Genomic DNA, 20,828 nt, shown 5'->3' with positions numbered 1-20,828 from the left:
GCCTGCAGATGTGTCTATTGGAAGCCTTTCATTTTCGTTTGTTTTTAACTTTTACTATCTTGATGTAACATATCATTGTTTTGGTATACTAACATATTATTAACAGTTAAAATAAATTATGAATTTATCCATAGAAACCCTTAGTAAGACCTATTCTAATGGGGTGAAAGCTTTAGACAGTGTAAACTTAGAAATTAAGCCTGGGATGTTTGGCTTGTTGGGACCCAATGGAGCAGGTAAGTCTTCTTTAATGCGGACAATTGCGACACTTCAGAAACCCGACAGTGGCCGTATTACTTTTGGTGATATTGATGTACTCAAAAATCAGCTCGATTTGCGGAAAGTTTTGGGTTATTTGCCACAGGAATTTGGTGTTTATCCCAATCTCTCTGCATCAGATCTGCTGCAATATTTTGCAAAGCTTAAAGGAATTAAATCGAAAGCCGATCGGGATGCCATTATCAATCGTGTTCTTGAGGTAACCAATCTTTGGGACGTGCGCAATAAAAGCGTAAGTGGTTACTCGGGCGGGATGAAGCAACGTTTTGGTATTGCGCAATTGTTGCTGAATGATCCCAAGTTAATCATTGTAGATGAACCGACTGCAGGGCTTGACCCCGCGGAAAGACATCGTTTTTTGAACGTTCTACGGGAGATAGGTACAGATCATACCGTCATTTTTTCTACACATATTGTGGATGATGTGCGTGAACTGTGTCATGAGTTGGCCATTCTGAATGGGGGAAAGATTCTTTTGAGAGGCACTCCTAAAGAATCCATCGATCAATTGGATGGTAAGATCTGGGTACGTATCATCAGTCGGGATCAACTGGATGAGTATACACAAAAATACAACGTTATTTCAACCAATTACAATCAGGACAACACACTCAATATTCGGGTGTACAGCGATGCGCGTCCTGATGAATCATTTGTGAACGCTCAAGGCCAATTGGAGGATGTCTATTTTGTAGCGCTAAAAAATGATCAACGCCATGTTTAAAGCCATCTTCCATTTTGAGTTTGCGCGTTGGTTTAAAAGTTCTGCCGTCTACATCTATATGGCACTCTTCTTTGCGCTTTCGTTGTTCATTATGCTGTCTTCGCTCGGTATTTTTGATGGTATAACGGCAACGACTTCGTCCAATACCATTATGAATTCTCCTTGGGCGATTAATGGCATGGTTAATGGCATGTCGACTATTATCTATTTTTTGATACCGTCCATCGTTGGAGCCTGCGTCTACCGGGATTTTCAATACCAGGTGCATACGATACTTTTCAGTTACCCTTTCTCAAAAACGGACTATCTACTCGGTAAATTCTTTGGATCAGTAGCTGTTGTATTGGTTATTGTATTTGCTTCAACCTTGGGGATTATCGTCGCACAATTTGTGCCGGGCATCAATCAATCCTTATTGGGGCCGATTCATGTTTGGGCGTATTTACAGACCTATCTTGTACAGGTTATCCCGAATCTCATTATTTTTAGTGCAATTATCTTTGTGCTGGTAACATTGACACGAAACGTATACGTTGGTTTTGTCGCGGTGTTGATCCTTATTATTCTTCAGGTGCTGGTTCAGAATTTGGCGAACAACATGGACAATCGTTTTGTGGGGGCATTGATAGATCCTTTTGGTGATAGTGCCATCTCATACTATACCCAATACTGGTCTCCAGATGAGAAGAATGTCAACAATCTTCCCTTTACCGGAGCTGTTATTTATAACCGGTTAATATGGCTCGCTGTCGCAGCCTTATTCATTGGCGGGTTTTATATGTTGTTTTCTTTTTCACAACATTCGATTTCCTTTAAATCATCGAAAAAAGGAGTCCGTTTAACCAAAAATAACTTTGATAGTATCTTTAAAATCAATCTACCTAAAGTAAACTATGATTTTTCGACCTTTCATTATTTGAAAACAACATGGACAATGGCGCGATACGACTATCGCTATATCGTCAAAAATCCGGTGTTTTTAATATTGACTTTAGTAGGGGTATTGTTTATTATCTTGATGGCAAGCACCATTGGCTCGATATTCGGAACGTCGACTTATCCGGTGACCTGGAAAATGCTGATGATCCCGGGGACTACATTTAAGTTTTTCCTGCTGATCCTGACGTTTCTTTTTACAGGACTTCTTGTCCACCGCGGAAGCATTACGCGGATGGGGGGATTGTTAGATACAACAGCGACGCCCAACTGGGCTTTTATGGGATCGAAGATTATCGCAATTCTTTTGATGCAATTGACTTTGCTAGCCGTTGTGATTGCGACCTGCATGGGCTTCCAGGTGTACCATCACTATTATAATTTTGAAATTGGACAATATGTGATGCATCTGATGGTGTATAGTATGCTGTCAAATTTGGTTTGGCTGTTTATTTCACTTTTTGTACATACGCTTTTCAAAAATTACCTGGCTGGATTTTTTGTGTTATTGACCCTCTTTATTGGATTACCATTTTTATCCATGGTCGGTGTAGAACAGGAGATCTATCAGTTTAACCAGGGGCCAGATCTGGATTACTCGGATATGGATGGATTCGGCTATGTTCTTCCATTTTTAACGTATCGGGTCTATTGGCTGCTTTTTGCGGTGTTTTTTGCCGTTATCGCCCTGCTGTTATGGCGAAGGGGCGGTTTTTCGGGAGTTCGGGAGCGATGGAGTATTTTTAAGGCGAATTTAGGGCCGGTAACAACGGCAATGCTCATTTTTGCCATTGTGGGCTTTATTGGCATCGGTGCTGCAATATATTACGAAAACCACATTAAAAATCCATATTATACCAGTTTGGATCACGAAAAACAGGCTGTTGAATGGGAAAAAAAATATAAGAAATATCAGTACAGGCCGCAGCCCCGTGTTGTGGATATTAAGTTTAATCTGGATATTTTTCCCGATACGCGAAGTTTTAAAGCGCATGCGGACTATGTATTGAAAAATAAGACCAATACGCCTATTGATTCTATTTTTGTCAATTACAATAATTACGATTATACATTTTCTTTAAGTGTGCCGAATAAGCTGATCTCTGCCGACGATAAATATAATTTCAACATTTATAAACTCGAGAAGCCTATGGCTCCGGGCGATTCTATTGTGTTGAAATTTAGTACTGTTAGTCCCGCCAATACCTGGATAAATGAAAAATCGCCTGTGAAGGGCAATGGTACATTTATCAACAATATGCTTTTTCCGAATATAGGCTATCTTGACCGGGGCGAGTTGGTAGATAATGATGTCCGCAAAAAGTATGGACTTCCGTATCGCGATAGAATGGCTCCGCAGACTGACAAAAGGGCTCTGCAGAATAACTATATATCCAACGATGCCGATTGGATCCGTTTTGAAGCTACAGTAAGTACGGCCAAGAATCAGTTGGCTATTGCTCCGGGCTATCTCACAAAACAATGGGAAAAAGATGGTCGTAAGTACTATCAATATAAAATGGATTCGGAAATCCTGAACTTTTTTGCTTTTAATTCGGCCGAATATGAAGTCAAAAAAGATAAGTGGAACGGGGTAAATTTGGAGATTTATTACCATAAAGGACATACCTATAACCTCGATCGGATGATGGCTTCCAGTAAGGCTTCTTTGGCTTACTATACGAAAGAATACAGTGCTTACCCGCATAGACAATTGCGTATTATTGAATTTCCGCGTACAGCGGGAACTTTCGCGCAGTCCTTTGCAAATACAATTCCTTTTTCCGAAGCGATCGGTTTTATTGCTGATGTCAATGAGAAGAAGGAAGATGCGGTAGATTATCCCTACGCGGTAACAGCCCATGAGATTGCACATCAGTGGTGGGCACATCAAGTGGTAGGAGCCAATGTGCAGGGGGCTACATTGATGTCCGAAAGTATGTCTGAATATTCATCGCTCAAGGTTTTGGAAAAAAGATATGGCAAAGGGCAGATGCGTAAGTTTCTCAAAGATGCGCTCGATGGCTATTTACAGGGACGAAGTGCCGAAAAGCTAGGTGAAAAGCCGTTGATGTATAATGAAAATCAAATGTATATCCATTACCAAAAGGGATCCCTGGTACTTTATGCCTTGAGCGATTATCTGGGGGAGGATCTTTTTAACAGGACAGCCCAATCTTATTTACAACGTAAAGCGTTTCAAAACCCACCGTATACAACTTCATCAGAGTTTGTAGATAGTTTTAGACAGGCGACTCCTGACTCATTACGTTACCTGATTAAAGATATGTTTGAAACGATCACCCTGTATAACAATAAAATAGAAAAAGTAAGTTCTAAAAAACTTAAGAATGGTAATTACCAGGTTGATATCCAATTTGAAGTTTCCAAGTACCGCGTAGATGGCAATGGGAAAAAGAGTTACAATGACAAAGGTGGACAGCCGCTGTCCTTTAAGAAATCAGATCGTGTGACCCTGAAATCATTGCCATTGGCAGACTATATCGAGGTAGGTGTTTTCTCGGATAAGAAAAGCAAAGACGGTAATAAACGTCAGGAGCTTTATCTAAAAAAGCATAAAATCGATCGAATCAACAATACGATGACGTTAGTTGTTGATCAAAAACCCGAACAGGTAGGTATAGATCCTTACAATAAATTGATCGATATTGAATCGGACGATAATCGAAAGGAAATATAAGGAGAGCCCGGCATAAAAAAATCCCCATCATGCGATGGGGATTTTTTATAGATTCCGCTCTTGTGCGAGCATAAAATAGTAGGAGTTGAACAGAAGTCTTGTGTTTTGAAGTGGCAGCATTATGATTTTCATTGATAAAATAAGACCTTGAATTTGCCGAAAAATAATACATTTGTTGGTTTGTATATACAATTGAAATATATCATTAAATAAAACCTTTACCAAATAAACCATGCTTGTCATACGAATTGTTTTTGCTATTCTATTGTTGTCTATCGGGACAGCGTCAGCACAGTCCAAGATTTCCGGGAGAGTTGAAAATACTTCACAGAATGTCGTGCCGTCCGCAACTGTGATTTTAAAAAGACTCGAGGGGGAATTAAAGGTCGCGATGCAGTCTGACAGCAATGGAACTTTTCAATTTGCGCATTTGGGAAAAGGACAATATACGGTGACCGTTACGGGAGTGGGGTATGAGCCCTACTATGCACAGTATGCCATTCATGGTGATACAGCTATTGTCGTTCGTCTCAAAGCCGATGAAAGACGTCTGGCAGAGGCCAACGTGACAGGAAGCGAAGCGTTGGTTGAGCGATCGACAGAAAAGGTAGTCTATAATATAGGAAGTAGTATTACGGCAACGGGGGGTGATGCTTTACACGCTGTTTCTCAATTATCGGGCGTAAGAGTTATTAGTAATGAAATAACCGTTGTAGGCAAAGGAATTACGAGGATTATGATCAATAATCGTCTTGTCCAATTGCAGGGGGAGGAGCTTATAAACTATTTGAAAACATATGCGGCAAATCAGATTTCAAAGATCGAGTATATTGCTCAACCATCTGCTCAGTATGAAGTAGACGGCAACGCAGGGTTGATCAATATTATCACCAAGCAGCATAAAACGGAAGGTTATTCAGGAAATATTCAGCTTGCTTCAAAATATTACGTTCCCGGGGAGTCTACTATTTCTGGGATGAAGACTTTTGGAGATGTTAGTGTAAGCGCCAATTTAGCTTACAACTGGAAGAAATGGTCCTTTTACGGAAGCGTTAACCATACCCGGGGACGCGTTTTGGAAGGATTTCAATTTGATATCTATTATCCGCGACAACATTGGCAACAGCTCGATACCGGTGCCTATAACCACAATGCCACCACCGCACTGCTTGGAATTGACTATAAGGTTAACTCTTCCGTTACGGTTGGAGCATCTTATTCGGGTGGACGCGACCGGTATGACGGCGGAGATAATGTGCGTAATCCAATCTATAACAAAAGCGGGGCTCTTGATTCTCTGTTAACAACAAAAGCACATTATCATCCTGTGGCGTTACCAGCTTCGCTCAATACGTATGCAGATATTAAATTGGATACCATGGGGCGACAGCTTTTATTGAATGCTGATTTTTTGAACTACTATCGGAATGATGTGTCGGATTTTGAAAGTAATGCTTTCGATGGTAATGGAAATTATAAACCTGCAAGTAAGGTTGCTTATTTTGATCAAAATAAACAGAATATTAAAATCTACACATTCAGAGCCAACGTAGACTGGCCTACGCCGTTTGCAACGCTCAGTTTTGGGAGCAAGTTGAGTTTTATTAAGGAGTACGGTAATGCTTTCTATTACAATAAAACGGACAATGGACTGGTTTATAATACCGATCTCAGCAATGAATTTGACTATCGGGAGAATACGCAGGCCTTTTATGGTCTTATGAGCAAAAACATGGACAAATGGAAAGTGCAATTGGGCTTAAGAGCCGAACTTACACAAACAAAAGGGTATTCCTATACCTTGGATAGGCAGACTGATAAAAATTATGTTAAGCTTTTCCCGACAGTATTGGTGACTTATACTGCAAATCCTGAAAACAGCTTTTCTTTTACTGTCGGTAGACGTATTAATAGACCTTCATTTTGGAATTTGAATCCATTTAAATCCTTATATACGGCATATAGCTACGGTGAAGGAAATCCTTACTTACAACCTGAATACACGTTTAATGGGGAATTAACGCATGTCTATAAATCGATTTTCCGAACCAGTTTTTTTGCCAATCGAACCGAAAATGGATTTATGAATGTCACAGTCGTTCATCCTGATACGAATTTGGTTTACACGAAACCGATTAATTTTCTGACAAGCACGCGATTGGGGATTACCGAAGCAATATCATTCAGACCGACTGCTTATTGGGAGACAAATTTGTTAATGAGTATATATCACACAACAGCTAACTCGTCTTTAGCTTATATAAAAAATGTGAGCGCTCTTGCCGCCTATGTATCTAATACCAATACCATATACTTGAATCGAAGTAAGACGGTTGGTGCGGCCATCAATTTTTGGTATCAGTTTCCGGAAATTGACCATATCGGAAAAACAATGCGTTATTATAAATTGGATTTGGGTATAAAGGCTACTACGGCCAATAAAAAGTGGGATATGGCATTAAATCTCAATGATGCTTTTAGAAGTAGTGCAATGGCGTATGCTTATACCGTAAATGATATTAAACAGACTTTTACAAACTTTCAGATTATCCGATATTGGCAATTGAGTATTGGATACCGTTTCGGCAAGGGAAAGGAGAATAGCAGTTCCAGAACGTCTGGCAACGAAGAGGAGCGCGGACGGGTGCATTAGGGGATTAAACAAAAAAGTCGCTTTTCTATATAGAAAAGCGACTTTTTTGTTCTGTGCTCCCACCTGGGCTCGAACCAGGGACCAAAAGATTATGAGTCTTCTACTCTAACCGACTGAGCTATAGGAGCAGGTCTTTTGTTTTGTCAATTTAAACAGCCGTTGTGCCGTTTTGACGATGCAATTATCGATATTTGTATCGATATTTCAAAATAATTCGATGGAAAAAATTAAAAATATTGTTCTTGATTATGGGAATGTGATCTTTATGATCGACTTTGTAAAATTGAAAGATGCTTTTACTCAGTTAGGTATAGAAAATGTTGATGCCGTATTTGGACATCATGGTCAAAGTTCACTTTTTGATAATTTTGATAAAGGAAAAATTGATTCGACGCAATTTCGTGAGGGGATAAGAGAATTAACCCAAAATCCAGCACTGACGGACGCCCAGATTGATACGGCCTGGAACAGTTTACTGATCGGTGTACCACAGGGTAATCATGAGATTTTAGTCCAGTTGAAAGATCAATACCGTACCTTTTTGTTAAGTAACAACAATGCAATTCATTATGCCTATTGTATGAATGATATTCATGAGAAGTATGGTGTTGCCGACAATGAAGGTTTTTTTGAAAAAACCTATTACTCCCATTTAGTAGGGATGCGCAAACCAGATGCGGAGATTTTTGAATTGGTCATGCAAGAACAACAATTGGATCCCGCGGAGACTTTATTTATTGATGATAGTCCTCAACATCTGGCGACAGCAAAACAATTGGGCTGGCATACGGCGTTGTGTACCAAGGAGAAACCGTTGCGAGCTTTATTGGAAGAATTCGAATTGTTATAAAAAATAATTTTGTTTTCCTTTTTAAAAATAAATAGCTTACCTTTGTCCCACTTTAAATTTAAAAGCGGCGAAAGGAGGTATATATAACGCATGATTATCGTAAATGTAAAAGAAGGAGAATCTTTAGATAGAGCATTGAAACGTTTCAAAAAGAAATTCGAGAAAACTGGAGTTTTAAGAGAGTTACGTTCACGTCAAGCTTACGAAAAGAGATCTGTAACTCGTCGCATTCAAGTGAAAAAAGCGATTTACAAACAATCTTTGAATCAAGATGTAGCTAACTAATTGATTCGCTGATAATTTTAAAATATAAAGGGAAAAGCATTGCTTTTCCCTTTTTTTTGTGCTTTTAAGTTTGTAATTTAAGCTATATAGCGAGGGAAAATATGTTGGAAAAGGAGTTTATTCGGTTTTTGCAGATTGAAAAAAGGTATTCAGAACATACGGTTATTGCCTATAAGCATGAGCTGGAGATGTTCCAGTCTTTTTTGGGTCGTGAGGGACTGACTGTGCCGGATATTGTATACCGTGATTTACGCCATTATTTCGCACAAATGGTAGAGTCTGGAAAAAATGCAAGTTCAGTTAACCGGAGTATGTCTTCAATGCGGACTTATTTTAAATTTTTGCAAAGAGAAGAGTGTATCGCGAAAAATCCCATGACGCTCATTAAAGCGTTAAAAACTGCTAAAAAATTACCTGTAGTCGTTGAAAAGGAAAAGCTGGTGCGTTTATTGGATCAGATGGGACAGGAGCAGGATGGATTTGAATCCTGTCGCGATTATATGGTTATGGAATTGTTGTTCGGTACCGGGATTCGCTTGGCCGAATTGTTGAAAATTAAGGAGAGGGATATCGATTTTTTTAATAAAAATATTCTTATATTAGGTAAAAGGAACAAAGAACGCTTGGTTCCGATCAATAATCTTTTATTGAAAGAATTGAAAAACTATTTGCAACAAAAGGCGACGCAATTTGTTGATACTAATAACAGCTTACTAATCGTTACGAAAGAAGGAAAGCCGGCATATGCCAAGCTGATCTATGATATTGTACATCGGCAATTGACGCTGATTTCTACTCAGGGTAAGAGAAGTCCTCATATTTTGAGACATACTTTCGCAACGGCCCTGTTGGACAATGGGGCGGATTTAAATGCAATTAAAGAGCTGCTGGGGCATGCAGGGCTTGCGGCAACACAAGTGTACACGCATAACTCAGCAGAACGATTGAAGTCAATTTATAAACAAGCTCATCCAAAAGCTTAAAAAAAGGAGGAAAAATGAACATTACTGTGCAATCCATTCGATTTACTGCTGATCAAAAGCTAATCGAGTTTATCAAAAAGAAAACAGGAAAATTGGAACAGTTTTTGGATTCCATCATTGGTGGCGAATGCTACCTGCGATTGGAAAATGTCGATGATGAGGCAAATAAAATTTCAGAAATTAAATTGAATATCCCCGGAAGCCAGCTTTTTGCGAAAGGGCAAGCGAAGAGTTTTGAGGAGGCGACAGATATTGCTGTAGAATCCTTGCGTAGGCAGATTAACAAACATAAAACAAAGACGAAAAATACAGTTGTCAATGGACGTAATGAAGTTCTTGCCGTAGAGGAAGAAGAAGAGGAAGAAGAATACGATTAATAACTATTAAAATATAGATGTAAATATAGGAGGTCAGTTATAACAACTGGCCTCTTTTTTTTTGTAACTGGCTCTTGTTATTGACCAAAAGGAAACTTCGGTGAGTTTTCAGCGCTAATGGTGTCTACCAATCATAATAAATTCATTTCGCACGACTCGTTGAAAGGCTTATTTATATTAAATCAAAATAATCTTCTGTTTTACTTGGATTGATTATAAATAATATTTATTTTTGATCGATTTAAATGATAAGGGAAATAGAAATGTCAGAATTGGTTTGTCCGTTAGCAAATGTTGAGGAAGTTTTTTCAACCACAGCAGGTACAGTCTATCAATGTAGCCGCAAAAATTGTTTCTGGTTGGAATATAATAATGAAACCACCTCTTTCTCGGTATCGGATTTTTTGAAGTTTAAGAAACGTATCGATGGGATTGATGTTGAGCACATGCTTCACGATACAACACGTTCATCGGATTTTGAAATCATTATGCCTTTCCGTACGGAAAGATGTTTCATCTTAGCTGTAGAGGATGTCCTTCAATTGCGCGAATTGTTAGATGGCGCTAAATTTATGATGGAATTGAATAGCGTCGTCAGAACTTGTTTGCAGGTTTCGCCATTTGCAGTTTTTGCATAAGGCTATACATATAAACGAATTGAAAGAGCGGTGTACATCTATGGTGTACACCGCTTTTTGTTTGGAAAGACCTTATTTAATTTTAATTTAAATAAGTGTCAACGAGGCCGTCCTCTGGTTTTATTGATATTCAATGATTTTTAGGCCTTTAAGCCACTTATTGTTTTAATTTATCGCTTATTGAAAGTATCAATATTACGTATTTGTAATTGTATTGATTCTAAACAAGTTGCGGTTTCCATGTCTAATTTAGACTGAATTTGTATTGCATATTCTTGATACAGATTTTGAAGATCTACTGTATCTTTGTAATGTAATCAGGTGATAATGTGTTTCACCTGTTGATGTTTTAGAAATTAAACTTAAGGTAAATATGAAAGATTTATTGAAATTAAAATCTTCTTTGAAAGAAGAGATCGAAAATATATTGAATGCACAGATTAAAGTTGAAGCTCATTCTTCAGCGTTATATTTGGCAATGTCTTCATGGTGTGATGATCAAGGTTTGGAAAATGCTTCAGAATTTTTTGCGAAACAATCCAACGAAGAGCGCGAGCACATGTTGAAGCTTTTCAATTATATCAACAACCGCGGTGGTCGTGCAATTTCTCCGGAAGTTACAGGTATCCCTCAAGATTTTGAATCGTTCCGTGGCGTTTTTGAACAAACATTGGAACAAGAGATGTTTGTTACTGAACAGTTCAACAACATCGCCGATAAATGTGCTAAAGCGAAGGATTATGTTACTTTTAATTTTGTACAATGGTTCTTGGAAGAGCAAGTAGAAGAGGAGTTTGTTGCAAGACGTATCCTTGAGTTGTTCGATGTAATTGGCGAAGACGGTACTGGTCGTTGGGAAATTGACAAACACCTCGTTAAGGTTGCCTTTGCGGGTGAATAATAAATTGTAAAAAATAGTGTAAAAAACGAGCTGTTGAGAAAACAGCTCGTTTTTTTATATACAAAATCACAACTTTTTACGTTAATAGCTTAAGAATTCTTATATTGAATTGTATTATTGCAAAGTCTATTTGATGGAACTAAGGGGCGGGAATATTATCCGGTTAGTACTTTTTTTAGCTATAACGAACTTGTTTTTTTTACCCAAAAGCGCTTTAGGGCAGGTGTCAAAAAAAGAAGTTTATGGAATTGTTGTAGATACTGCAGGAAGGCCCTTAAATGGCGTCAGTGTTCATCTGACGAGTTCTCGCGATACCTTGTTCTCATCCACTTCCGCAACAGGTTATTTTCATTTTAGTCGTGTACTCGGTAATGATATTCGTATTAGCTGTAGCCAGCTGGGCTTAAGTATATTGGAGCGCAGTTATCCCTTGTACAATAGCACGACAGCTAAATTGGATGTTGGAAAATTGACCATGTTTCCCCATGTATCTCTTTTAAAAGAAGTTGTTGTACTAAAATATAAACCCATTGTATATAAGCAGGATACTGTTCAATTTAACCTGGATGCCTTCCAATTTGATCGTCGGGCACTCTTAGAAGAGGCTCTTAAAGCATTGCCCAATATACAGGTGTCCCGTGATGGTTCTGTCTATGCCTTCGGTAAGCCCATATCCTCTGTTAAGGTGGATGGAAAAAAATTTTTTGGTGGCGATGTGCTCACCGCTACACGTAACCTTCCTGCAGATTTTGTGAAAAGTGTACAGGTTATTGATTTTTATGGTGATGAGGCGACGGCAAAAGGAATTAAAAGTACTGAATCCGAAAAAGTCCTGAATATCGTGCTCAAAGATGATAAGAAGAAAATTACTTTTGGTCAAGCCACGCTTGGCGGTGGTTCGGTAGATCGTTATTTGGGGAGTGCTGGACTGAATCGTTTCAATGACGGTAAAGAGTACTCTGTTATCGCATCGGTGAATAATACGAATACCAATCTCTTTTCTTTCGGCTCTCCCAATGGAGGGGAGCGGGAACGGGAAATGGGCGAGCTAGCCGACTTTGCGGATCCAACGGATGGGGTCAATAAAATCGGATCTGTCGGGGGGAGTTTCTCTAGTCCGCTTTCTAAAACGGTAACAGCAAGCGGTAAGTATTCCTTTACGCAGCGCAATAATTATATCCAGGGAAATTCCTTATTACAATCGATATATGGATACGGCAAAGCAGCGAATAATTTGATTAGTAATTATGAAGACTACAAGATAAAATCAATCGATCGTATACATAAAATGGACTGGGATTTTGATATGAAGCTGTCGCCCAAAGATCAGCTTAAAATATCGCCTAAACTATCTTGGACCAATTCGACCAGCAATACGTTAAAAGATAGAAGGATCCAAAATAATCGGTTGAGTAGTACGGGAAACTATGGCGCGGCCAATAGTACAGAAAGTCCTGCAGCGGCTTTAGATCTTTTTTACGTGCGAAGTTTTACTAAACCGGGGCGGAAAGTACTTTATACATTGCATACGGATTTTAATTCCCTGGATAAAGATGAGGAAGTACGCGATTTTAATAGAGCGATCGACAGCAGCACGAACGTGCCAAAAATAACAGAGACTTATCTGAATCAAATGGTCCGTTCCAGCAATGAGAATAAAAATATCCAAAGTCGGTTGTCGTTGGTGGAGCCCGTTGATTTAGGTGGTACCTTGGAGATCAATTACGATTTCGACTATACCAAAATTGATGCTCGCCGCTCCACTTTTGATAATAACAATAATTTTAACAACGGCCCCATACTGGTAGACTCCCTTAGTTTGAAGTACGACTATTCCTTTGCTAGCAATAAAGTCGGCATGATTTACCGGCAAGATTTAAGCGAGAAAGTGAAAGTGAACTTCGGTTTTGCTGTTCAGCCTTCCGAATTAACGGGAAGCTCAACGGACAAACTGATAAAAACCTCCTATTCAAATGTTAACCTCGTACCTTCTGCTGGATTGAAATGGAAGTTTACCAAAGAAGAGGACCTTTCCATGGACTATTATGGACGTAATAACCAGCCTAGCTTCTATCAGATACAGCCTGTGGTGGATAATACCAACACACAAAATATTGTGATCGGAAATAAGGATTTGAAATCCGAATTTGCACATAGTATTGTTTCAAAGTATCGGAAGTCCATCACACGAAGGGGGCAATATTTAGAAGCCAGTCTGGCTTTTAACTTGGTAAATGACAAGATTGTAGCAAACCGGACAATTGAACCCAATTCAACGATACAGAAAACGACCTATCGCAATACAGAAGGTTATTATGATATTAAGAGCTATTATTTGTTTACAGCTTCTTTATTGTCGGATAATTTGCAGATGAGCTTGAATGGTAATGCAGATTATTACAACAATATTTCCTATGTCAATGATAAAAAGAGCTTTGGTGGACACTTTTTGTTTACACAGGCTCTTCAATTCCGCTATACCTGGAGTGATATCTTTGAAGCCGAATTAAATGGAAACTATTCTTTAAACAGGGCGACATTTGACTGGCCTGTACAAGATAATATCACGGCGCATTCCGGGATTGTTGGTTTGGGATCTAAAGCTTATTTAGGGAAACATTTTACCATGGGCCTTGAGCTTTCTCAAAAATTTAATGCGGGTTATTCGAGCTCATGGAACAATATTAATCCGACGATAATCAATGCGTATATGGAATATACTTTTGGAAGGAATAACTTGGGTATGTTGAGATTTCAGGGATTCGATCTGATGAATCAGAATACTGGTATTTCACGTGCCGTGGTGGGAAATGATATTTTAGATGTTCGGAACAATCGTTTGGCTCGTTATTTTATGCTTTCGCTCAATATAAGATTACAGAAATACCCAAAAAAATCATGATGAAAGCCGTAATTATTACTGAACCGGGTGGACCGGAAGTTTTGGAAGTCCGCGATGTAGAGATGCCGCAGATCGGTGAACTTGAAGTTTTGGTGGAAGTAAAGGCTGCGGGAGTAAATAGACCTGATGTCTTTCAGCGTAAAGGCAACTATCCGGCACCAGCCGGTGTGGATGCGCGAATACCGGGATTGGAAATAGCAGGGATTGTAGTCGCTAAAGGGAAGGATGTGGTCGATTGGGCTATTGGTGATCGTGTATGTGCACTTGTTGCCGGTGGAGGCTATGCTTCCTATGCGAAAGTCTATCAGGGACATTGTTTACCTATTCCCGACCATTTGGGTTTTGCGGAGGCAGCCTCGCTGCCCGAGACCGTTTTTACGGTCTGGGACAATGTCTTTCGAAGGGGAAAGTTGCAGGCCGACGATCATTTTTTGGTGCACGGTGGTGCTGGTGGGATTGGCAGTACGGCCATTCAGTTAGCGACCTTGTTTGGTGCGATAGTATATACGACAGTCAGCTCATCTGAAAAGGCTAGCTTTTGTAAATCATTGGGAGCCAGCAAAACAATAAATTATAAAACGGAGGATTTTCTGGAGGTGCTGAAGCCTTTGGGGGTTGATGTTATTTTAGATAGTATTGGCGGATCATATTTTGAGAAAAATATCAATCTATTGAATCCTGATGGCCGGTTGGTCTACATTAATGCGATGGAAAGCGCAAAAGTCGAGTTAAACTTGCTCAAATTAATGCAGAAACGGATTGTTCTAACGGGAAGTACGCTGCGGGCGAGAGACCGTGAATTTAAGCAAGTGCTACGGGATGATATCTGGTCTCAAGTATGGCCGAAGCTTAGCGCTGGCGATTTCAAGCCTACTTTATACCGTGTGCTTCCTTTTGCGGAAGCTGCTGAAGCCCATCGATTGATGGAAGATTCAAGCTTATTGGGTAAAATCGTTTTAAGTTTTTGATCGCTGAAAGCTGAGCGGTGTAGTGCCAGTTACATTTTTGAAGTATTTATGGAAACTCGAAAAGTTTTGAAAACCTGACTCAAAGCAGATCTGCTTCACCGTCTGTTTGTTTTCTATTAATAAATTGCAGGCTGTCTTCACGCGCATTTCGATCAGAAACTGAAAGAGTGTTTTTCCGATTTGTGATTTGAAATAACGGCAGAACGAATTGGGGGTCATTCCCGTTAGGGAAGCAAGTTCCTGCAGTCGTATCTGGTCGCGATAATTTTCACCGATATATTGCATGGCAATCTGCATTCGGTTGGCGTCCTGATCTTGCAGCTGGATGGTAAAAGTGGGGCTTGTTAACAGGTCATGTTGTTCTTCGGCCGAAATAAATTGTAAGATTTCTAATAAATGAATAATACGTGTGGTACCTGTTGCTGCCAAGATAGCGTCAATTAATTGCACAGTTTTTAGTCGGCTGCTCTCCAATAATGAAATGCCTCTTTTGGATAAACGTATAAGGTCTTTGATGGATTTATTTTCAGGTAAATTAATGAAATCATTTCCCCAAAAGTTTTCTTTAAAATGAAGAACACGAATATCTGCACTTTCTGCTTCTTCCTCTTGAAGATAAATTTCGTCAAATAACCAATAGTGAGGCAGGTTTGAACCAACAAGGGTAATATCGCCTGATTCAAAGCGCCGGACGCTATCGCCAATAAATTGGGTACCTGAGCCTTTGGCAAAATAAATTAATTCCAATTCTTCATGGTAATGCCAAAGATTATGGTACTGGGGCGTATCGTCTCTTCTCGCGTTGAACGAATGCTCAAGATTGCTATTTAAATGAAGCAGCTGTGCTTTCATAATTATGAAATATATGCAGTAAAGTTACATAATTCAGTTTAGCTATGGTAATATAGCTTAATAATTTGATAATATACTTGAATATTGTCTAGCATTTTTAAGCTTATTTTACATTAAATAACTACTTATAACCATTTGAAAAATATGACGAATAAAAAGAGTTACGCATTTGCCTTGATTTTGGTGACATCCTTGTTCTTTTTTTGGGGATTTATTCATAACCTTGATCCAATCTTAATTCCGCATTTGAGGAATGCGTTTAGTTTAACACATTTCCAGGCTTCCTTAGTCGATTCGGCTGTATTTATCGCTTATTTTGTGATGGCGATTCCTGCTGGAATTATTATGAAAAGATACGGCTATAAAGCTGGTATTCTGATCGGATTGATCTTTTTTGCCATTGGCTGTTTTCTATTTGTACCTGCGGCCAATACGATAAGTTATGTTTTCTTTTTAGGGGCCTTGTTCGTTGTTGCCTGTGGTCTTACCATTCTGGAAACTGCAGCAAATCCGTATGTCGCGATTTTGGGAGATCCAGCTTCGTCGGCGCAAAGACTAAATTTTGCGCAGTCTTTTAATGGGCTTGCTGCCTTTGTTGCTCCGATTTTTGGGGGAAAATTTATTTTATCCCATGAACCTAAAACACAGGAGGAACTGGCTCAAATGGCTGAGCAGGCAAAGATGGCATATATTCAGTCGGAAACAGCTGCTGTGAAATTGCCTTATGTGGTACTAGGGATATTGATCTTATTGATTGCTGCTTTGTTTTTCTTTACCAGATTACCTGATATCAAAGATGCAGAGGAAGAAGGTAGAGCCGGTTTTTTCCATGCATTGCGTCATAAAAATGTGCGTTGGGCAGTGGTGGCTCAATTTTTCTATGTGGGAGCGCAAGTTTGTATTTTAAGCTTCCTCGTATTATATGCAACAGAAGCTGCCGGTATATCAGGTAAGGATGGTGCCGATTATGCTGGGTTCGCTGGATTGGCTTTTATGTTGGGCCGGTTTATCGGTACATTTTTTATGCGTTTTGTGTCAGCATCCAAGCTCCTGATCATCTATTCCGCTATAGCGATCTTTCTATCCCTATTTGTCATCTTCGGATCAGGTATTCAGACCCTATATGCGCTGATTGGCATTGCATTTTTTATGTCCATTATGTTTCCGACGATATTCGCATTTGGTGTACAAGGTATCGGTGCCGATACCAAATCTGCTTCTAGTTTGATCGTCATGTCTATTGTTGGTGGTGCTTTATTGCCGCCAATATTGGGTTTTATCTCCGATAAAACGGGACATTTCCAATATGGCTATTTTGTACCATTGGTTTGTTTTATTGTTGTCTTGTTGTTTGCTTTCCAAAATAGAAATGTCAGTATTGCGGAAACGGAAAATCTTAAATCACATTAATTAGTTAGTAATGAAAAGATATGTCATGGCCTTGGATCTTGTGGACGATCCACAATTGATCAAGGAATATGAGGATTACCACCGTGAAGTGTGGCCGGAAATAAAACGCTCGATTCTGGATGCAGGTATTCTGCAGATGGAGATCTATCGTTTTGAAAATAGATTGTTTATGAACATGGAGGTAGGTGAGGATTTTTCATTTGAGAAAAAATCAACTATGGATGCTGCCAATGAAAAAGTTCAGGAATGGGAACAGCTGATGTGGAAATATCAGGCGGCTATTCCGGGGGCAAATCCAGGAGAGAAATGGGTAATGATGACAAAAATATTTGAATTAGTATAATTATGGCTATACAGCGCTATTTACAGATCCATCCAATGGATAATGTCCTTGTTGCATTACAGGACTTGGCTGAGGGAACAACGATTGTTTTTGAAGGTAAGGAATTTACATTAAAGCAAGCTGTTGCTGCCAAACATAAATTCACGATCCAGCCAATGGAACAAGATGCGGAGATATTGATGTATGGTGTTCTGGTTGGGAAATTGAATATTCCCTTAGCTGAAGGGGAACTCATTACCACCGAAAACTTGCGCCATGCGTCGGAAGATTTTAGAATGGGCAACCGTAAGACAGCTTGGACAAAACCTGATGTTGCTGCATTTAGAGATAAAACGTTCAATGGATTTCACCGTTCAAATGGGACTGTTGGAACGGCCAATTACTGGTTGGTTATTCCATTGGTTTTTTGCGAAAACAGAAATGTATTGACCTTGAAGGCTGCTTTTGAGGAAAAGCTCGGCTATAAAGTAAAAGCGAATAATTACATCTCTGAAGTTGACGATCTCATTGGCTTATATAAGTCCGGTGCTGATGTAAATGCGATCCTTAGTCAGGATCTACTTGCTAATTCGACTTCCAGTGAGCAGGAACGCCTATTCAAAAATGTCGATGGAATCAAGTTTTTGAATCATGAGATGGGATGCGGTGGAACACGTATGGATTCGGATGCTTTATGTGGTCTTTTGGCTGGCTATATTACCCATCCGAATGTTGCGGGGGCAACGGTGTTGAGTTTAGGATGCCAGCATGCGCAGGCTTCTATTCTGAAGGCGGAAATTGAAAAGCGAAGCCCGGGTTTTGATCGCCCGCTGTATATTTTCGAACAGCAGAAAGAAGGAACTGAAAAGGAACTTATGCAAAAGGCTATTAAGGCAACTTTTGCGGGGATGATGCAAGCTGATAAAAATGAGCGCAAACCAGCCACATTGGACAAATTGTGTATTGGACTGGAATGTGGTGGCTCGGACGGATTCTCGGGTATCTCTGCCAATCCTGCGCTCGGTTTTGTGTCGGATATTTTGGTGACTTTAGGCGGATCGGTGATTCTTGCGGAGTTCCCTGAATTATGTGGCGTGGAACAGGAGTTGAGTGATCGTTGTATTGATGAATCAACTGCGGAGCGTTTTATGTCGCTGATGCGTACTTATAATGCAAAAGCCGAGGCTGATGGCTCGGGTTTCTATATGAATCCTTCTCCCGGAAATATTCGTGATGGCTTAATTACTGACGCGATTAAGTCTGCAGGGGCAGCCAAAAAAGGAGGAACCTCACCTGTTGCAGCAGTGATTGATTATCCTGAATTGGCCAACGGTCCGGGGTTAAACTTATTATGTACTCCAGGTAATGATGTGGAAAGTACCACTGCAGAGGTGGCCGCAGGTGCCAATATCGTCTTGTTTACGACTGGCCTAGGTACACCCACGGGTAACCCGATTACACCGGTTGTGAAACTTTCAACAAATACCAAAACTTTTGAGAAAATGCCCGATATTCTGGATCTGAACTGTGGTACCATTATCGAAGGTACAGAGACTATTGAGGAGGCTGCACATCGTATTTTGGATTATGTGATAGAAGTTGCTTCTGGTGAAGTGAAACCAAAAGCGGTGTTGTTGGGGCAAGACGATTTCATTCCATGGCGTAGAGGTGTTTCATTGTAGTTGAGTATAATGAGTTTATTGAAAATCCATGACAACTAATTATTTACATATGAAACTTAAACATGTAATCTGTGGTTTGGCCTTGCTGATGGGATCTGTATCCGCGAGCTATAGCCAGCAACATTATCAACCGAGTCCCGAAAATTTAAAAAATAGGGAATGGTTTGAACAATCTCGGTTTGGAGTTTTTATCCATTGGGGGGTATATAGTGTGCTGGGAGATGGTGAATGGGTCATGAACAACCAAAATATCAGTTTGGATGAATATGCATTGCTGCCTAAATTTTTCAATCCAATTTCCTTCAATGCGAAAGAATGGGCGAAGTTATTTAAACAGGCGGGAGCAAAGTATATCACCTTTACCACCAGACATCATGATGGATTTTCGATGTGGGATAGCCAGATTTCGGACTATAACGTGGTGAAGAAATCTCCCTTCAAACGCGATATTGTGAAAGAGTTGGTGGAAGCTTGTCATGCTGAAGGGATAAAAGTGATGTTCTACTATTCACTTTTAGATTGGCACCGGGATGATTATCTACCCGTTGGTAAAACGGGCGGCGGCATTGCGGGCCGTGATTCAACAAAAGGGGATTGGAATCCTTATGTTCAGTTTATGAAAAGCCAATTGACCGAACTTTTGAGCAATTATGGTAAGATCGATGGGATTTGGTTTGATGGTCATTGGGACAAGCCCAATGAAGATTGGCATTTCAAAGAAATCTATGAATTGATTCATAAGTTACAGCCGCAATGTTTGGTCGGTAATAATCACCATTTGGCACCATTTGAAGGTGAAGATTTTCAGATGTTCGAACGTGATTTACCTGGGGAGAATACCACTGGGTTCGGTACGAATGCACATGATGTCGGGAAATTACCGAAGGAAGTATGTGGAACAATTGCTGGATCGTGGGGATTTGAGCTGAAAGATCGGACACGTAAATCATTTCAGGAAGTACTGAAATACCTGGTCAAAGCAGCTGGTCATGGTTCCAATTTATTGCTCAATGTAGGTCCGATGCCGAACGGTGAGATTCAGGACTATCAACAGGAGCGTTTGAAAGAACTTGGAAAATGGCTATCGGTGTATGGTGAAACAATCTATGGAACAGAGGGGGGAGCGGTGTCGCCAACAGACGATTATGCGTTGACAAAAAAAGGAAATCAGGTGTATCTACATGTGTTTAAAACCGATAAAAAGGAATTGTTGATCAATAACCTGCCTTATCAAGTGAAAAAAGTAAGCACATTTATCGGAAAGAAAGAGATTAAGTTTAGTCATAAGAACAATAGTCTACGCGTGGATTTGCCAACATCGACAGATGAAGCAGATTTGGTATTGACATTAACAATTAAATAACA

16 protein-coding genes and 1 tRNA gene are annotated in these 20,828 nt (G+C 39.7%); 15 read left to right on the top strand and 2 right to left on the bottom strand.

Going from position 1 to position 20,828, the window contains the following annotated elements; all coding sequences use genetic code 11:
- The first annotated feature begins 118 nt into the window (after nucleotides 1–118).
- From GVK91_RS24350 to GVK91_RS24340, 3 genes are all read left to right on the top strand, one after another.
- Nucleotides 119–1,003 (top strand): ABC transporter ATP-binding protein, encoded by an 885-nt coding sequence (locus GVK91_RS24350; protein WP_159731739.1) that lies wholly within the window; start codon nucleotides 119–121, stop codon nucleotides 1,001–1,003.
- Nucleotides 996–4,640: a M1 family aminopeptidase gene (locus GVK91_RS24345; protein ID WP_159731737.1), complete on the top strand. Its 3,645-nt coding sequence runs from the start codon at nucleotides 996–998 to the stop codon at nucleotides 4,638–4,640. The genes GVK91_RS24350 and GVK91_RS24345 overlap by 8 nt, the downstream gene beginning before the upstream one ends.
- A gap of 232 nt (nucleotides 4,641–4,872) precedes the next feature.
- Nucleotides 4,873–7,293 carry an outer membrane beta-barrel protein gene (locus GVK91_RS24340; protein ID WP_159731735.1) on the top strand — a complete coding sequence of 807 codons (2,421 nt, stop codon included), beginning with the start codon at nucleotides 4,873–4,875 and terminating at the stop codon, nucleotides 7,291–7,293.
- A gap of 54 nt (nucleotides 7,294–7,347) precedes the next feature.
- On the opposite strand, the gene GVK91_RS24335 is transcribed toward GVK91_RS24340, so the two are convergent.
- A tRNA-Ile gene (locus tag GVK91_RS24335) sits at nucleotides 7,348–7,421 on the bottom strand.
- Nucleotides 7,422–7,510: 89 nt separating this feature from the next.
- On the opposite strand from GVK91_RS24335, the gene GVK91_RS24330 reads away from it, so the two are divergent.
- From GVK91_RS24330 to GVK91_RS24295, 8 genes are all read left to right on the top strand, one after another.
- Nucleotides 7,511–8,143, top strand: a complete 633-nt coding sequence (locus GVK91_RS24330; protein WP_194932844.1) for an HAD family phosphatase — start codon at nucleotides 7,511–7,513, stop codon at nucleotides 8,141–8,143.
- A gap of 90 nt (nucleotides 8,144–8,233) precedes the next feature.
- On the top strand, nucleotides 8,234–8,428 hold the full coding sequence (gene rpsU / locus GVK91_RS24325) for a 30S ribosomal protein S21 (RefSeq protein ID WP_046672133.1): 195 nt from the start codon (nucleotides 8,234–8,236) through the stop codon (nucleotides 8,426–8,428).
- A gap of 101 nt (nucleotides 8,429–8,529) precedes the next feature.
- Nucleotides 8,530–9,411, top strand: coding sequence for a tyrosine-type recombinase/integrase (locus GVK91_RS24320; protein WP_153845143.1), 882 nt, complete (start codon nucleotides 8,530–8,532; stop codon nucleotides 9,409–9,411).
- Between the two features lie 14 nt (nucleotides 9,412–9,425).
- Entirely contained in the window at nucleotides 9,426–9,788 is a 363-nt protein-coding gene (gene raiA, locus GVK91_RS24315; RefSeq protein ID WP_153845144.1) for a ribosome-associated translation inhibitor RaiA, read from the top strand.
- A 245-nt stretch (nucleotides 9,789–10,033) separates the two neighbouring features.
- On the top strand, nucleotides 10,034–10,426 hold the full coding sequence (locus tag GVK91_RS24310) for a DUF6686 family protein (protein WP_235032986.1): 393 nt from the start codon (nucleotides 10,034–10,036) through the stop codon (nucleotides 10,424–10,426).
- Between the two features lie 373 nt (nucleotides 10,427–10,799).
- On the top strand, nucleotides 10,800–11,327 hold the full coding sequence (locus GVK91_RS24305) for a ferritin (protein ID WP_075993930.1): 528 nt from the start codon (nucleotides 10,800–10,802) through the stop codon (nucleotides 11,325–11,327).
- A 223-nt stretch (nucleotides 11,328–11,550) separates the two neighbouring features.
- Entirely contained in the window at nucleotides 11,551–14,229 is a 2,679-nt protein-coding gene (locus tag GVK91_RS24300) for a TonB-dependent receptor (RefSeq protein ID WP_227550117.1), read from the top strand.
- Nucleotides 14,226–15,197, top strand: a complete 972-nt coding sequence (locus GVK91_RS24295; protein WP_317164643.1) for an NAD(P)H-quinone oxidoreductase — start codon at nucleotides 14,226–14,228, stop codon at nucleotides 15,195–15,197. The genes GVK91_RS24300 and GVK91_RS24295 overlap by 4 nt, the downstream gene beginning before the upstream one ends.
- Here GVK91_RS24295 and GVK91_RS24290 read toward each other — a convergent pair.
- Nucleotides 15,186–16,049 carry an AraC family transcriptional regulator gene (locus GVK91_RS24290; protein ID WP_153845146.1) on the bottom strand — a complete coding sequence of 288 codons (864 nt, stop codon included), beginning with the start codon at nucleotides 16,047–16,049 and terminating at the stop codon, nucleotides 15,186–15,188. The two genes, GVK91_RS24295 and GVK91_RS24290, sit on opposite strands and share 12 nt — an antisense overlap.
- A 144-nt stretch (nucleotides 16,050–16,193) precedes the next feature.
- Here GVK91_RS24290 and fucP point away from each other — a divergent pair, with 144 nt between their 5' ends.
- From fucP to GVK91_RS24270, 4 genes are read left to right on the top strand one after another with little or no spacing between them, the layout of a single operon-like run.
- Nucleotides 16,194–17,459 carry an L-fucose:H+ symporter permease gene (fucP, locus tag GVK91_RS24285; RefSeq protein WP_159731733.1) on the top strand — a complete coding sequence of 422 codons (1,266 nt, stop codon included), beginning with the start codon at nucleotides 16,194–16,196 and terminating at the stop codon, nucleotides 17,457–17,459.
- Between the two features lie 10 nt (nucleotides 17,460–17,469).
- On the top strand, nucleotides 17,470–17,802 hold the full coding sequence (locus GVK91_RS24280) for an L-rhamnose mutarotase (RefSeq protein ID WP_159731731.1): 333 nt from the start codon (nucleotides 17,470–17,472) through the stop codon (nucleotides 17,800–17,802).
- A 2-nt stretch (nucleotides 17,803–17,804) separates the two neighbouring features.
- Entirely contained in the window at nucleotides 17,805–19,463 is a 1,659-nt protein-coding gene (locus GVK91_RS24275) for a UxaA family hydrolase (RefSeq protein ID WP_159731729.1), read from the top strand.
- Between the two features lie 49 nt (nucleotides 19,464–19,512).
- Nucleotides 19,513–20,826 (top strand): alpha-L-fucosidase, encoded by a 1,314-nt coding sequence (locus GVK91_RS24270; protein WP_159731727.1) that lies wholly within the window; start codon nucleotides 19,513–19,515, stop codon nucleotides 20,824–20,826.
- Nucleotides 20,827–20,828 lie beyond the last annotated feature (2 nt).

Origin of the sequence: Sphingobacterium sp. 18053, assembly GCF_902706145.1 — a bacterium.
Taxonomy (GTDB): domain Bacteria; phylum Bacteroidota; class Bacteroidia; order Sphingobacteriales; family Sphingobacteriaceae; genus Sphingobacterium; species Sphingobacterium paramultivorum.
This window is presented reverse-complemented; position numbering and strand designations above follow the sequence as displayed.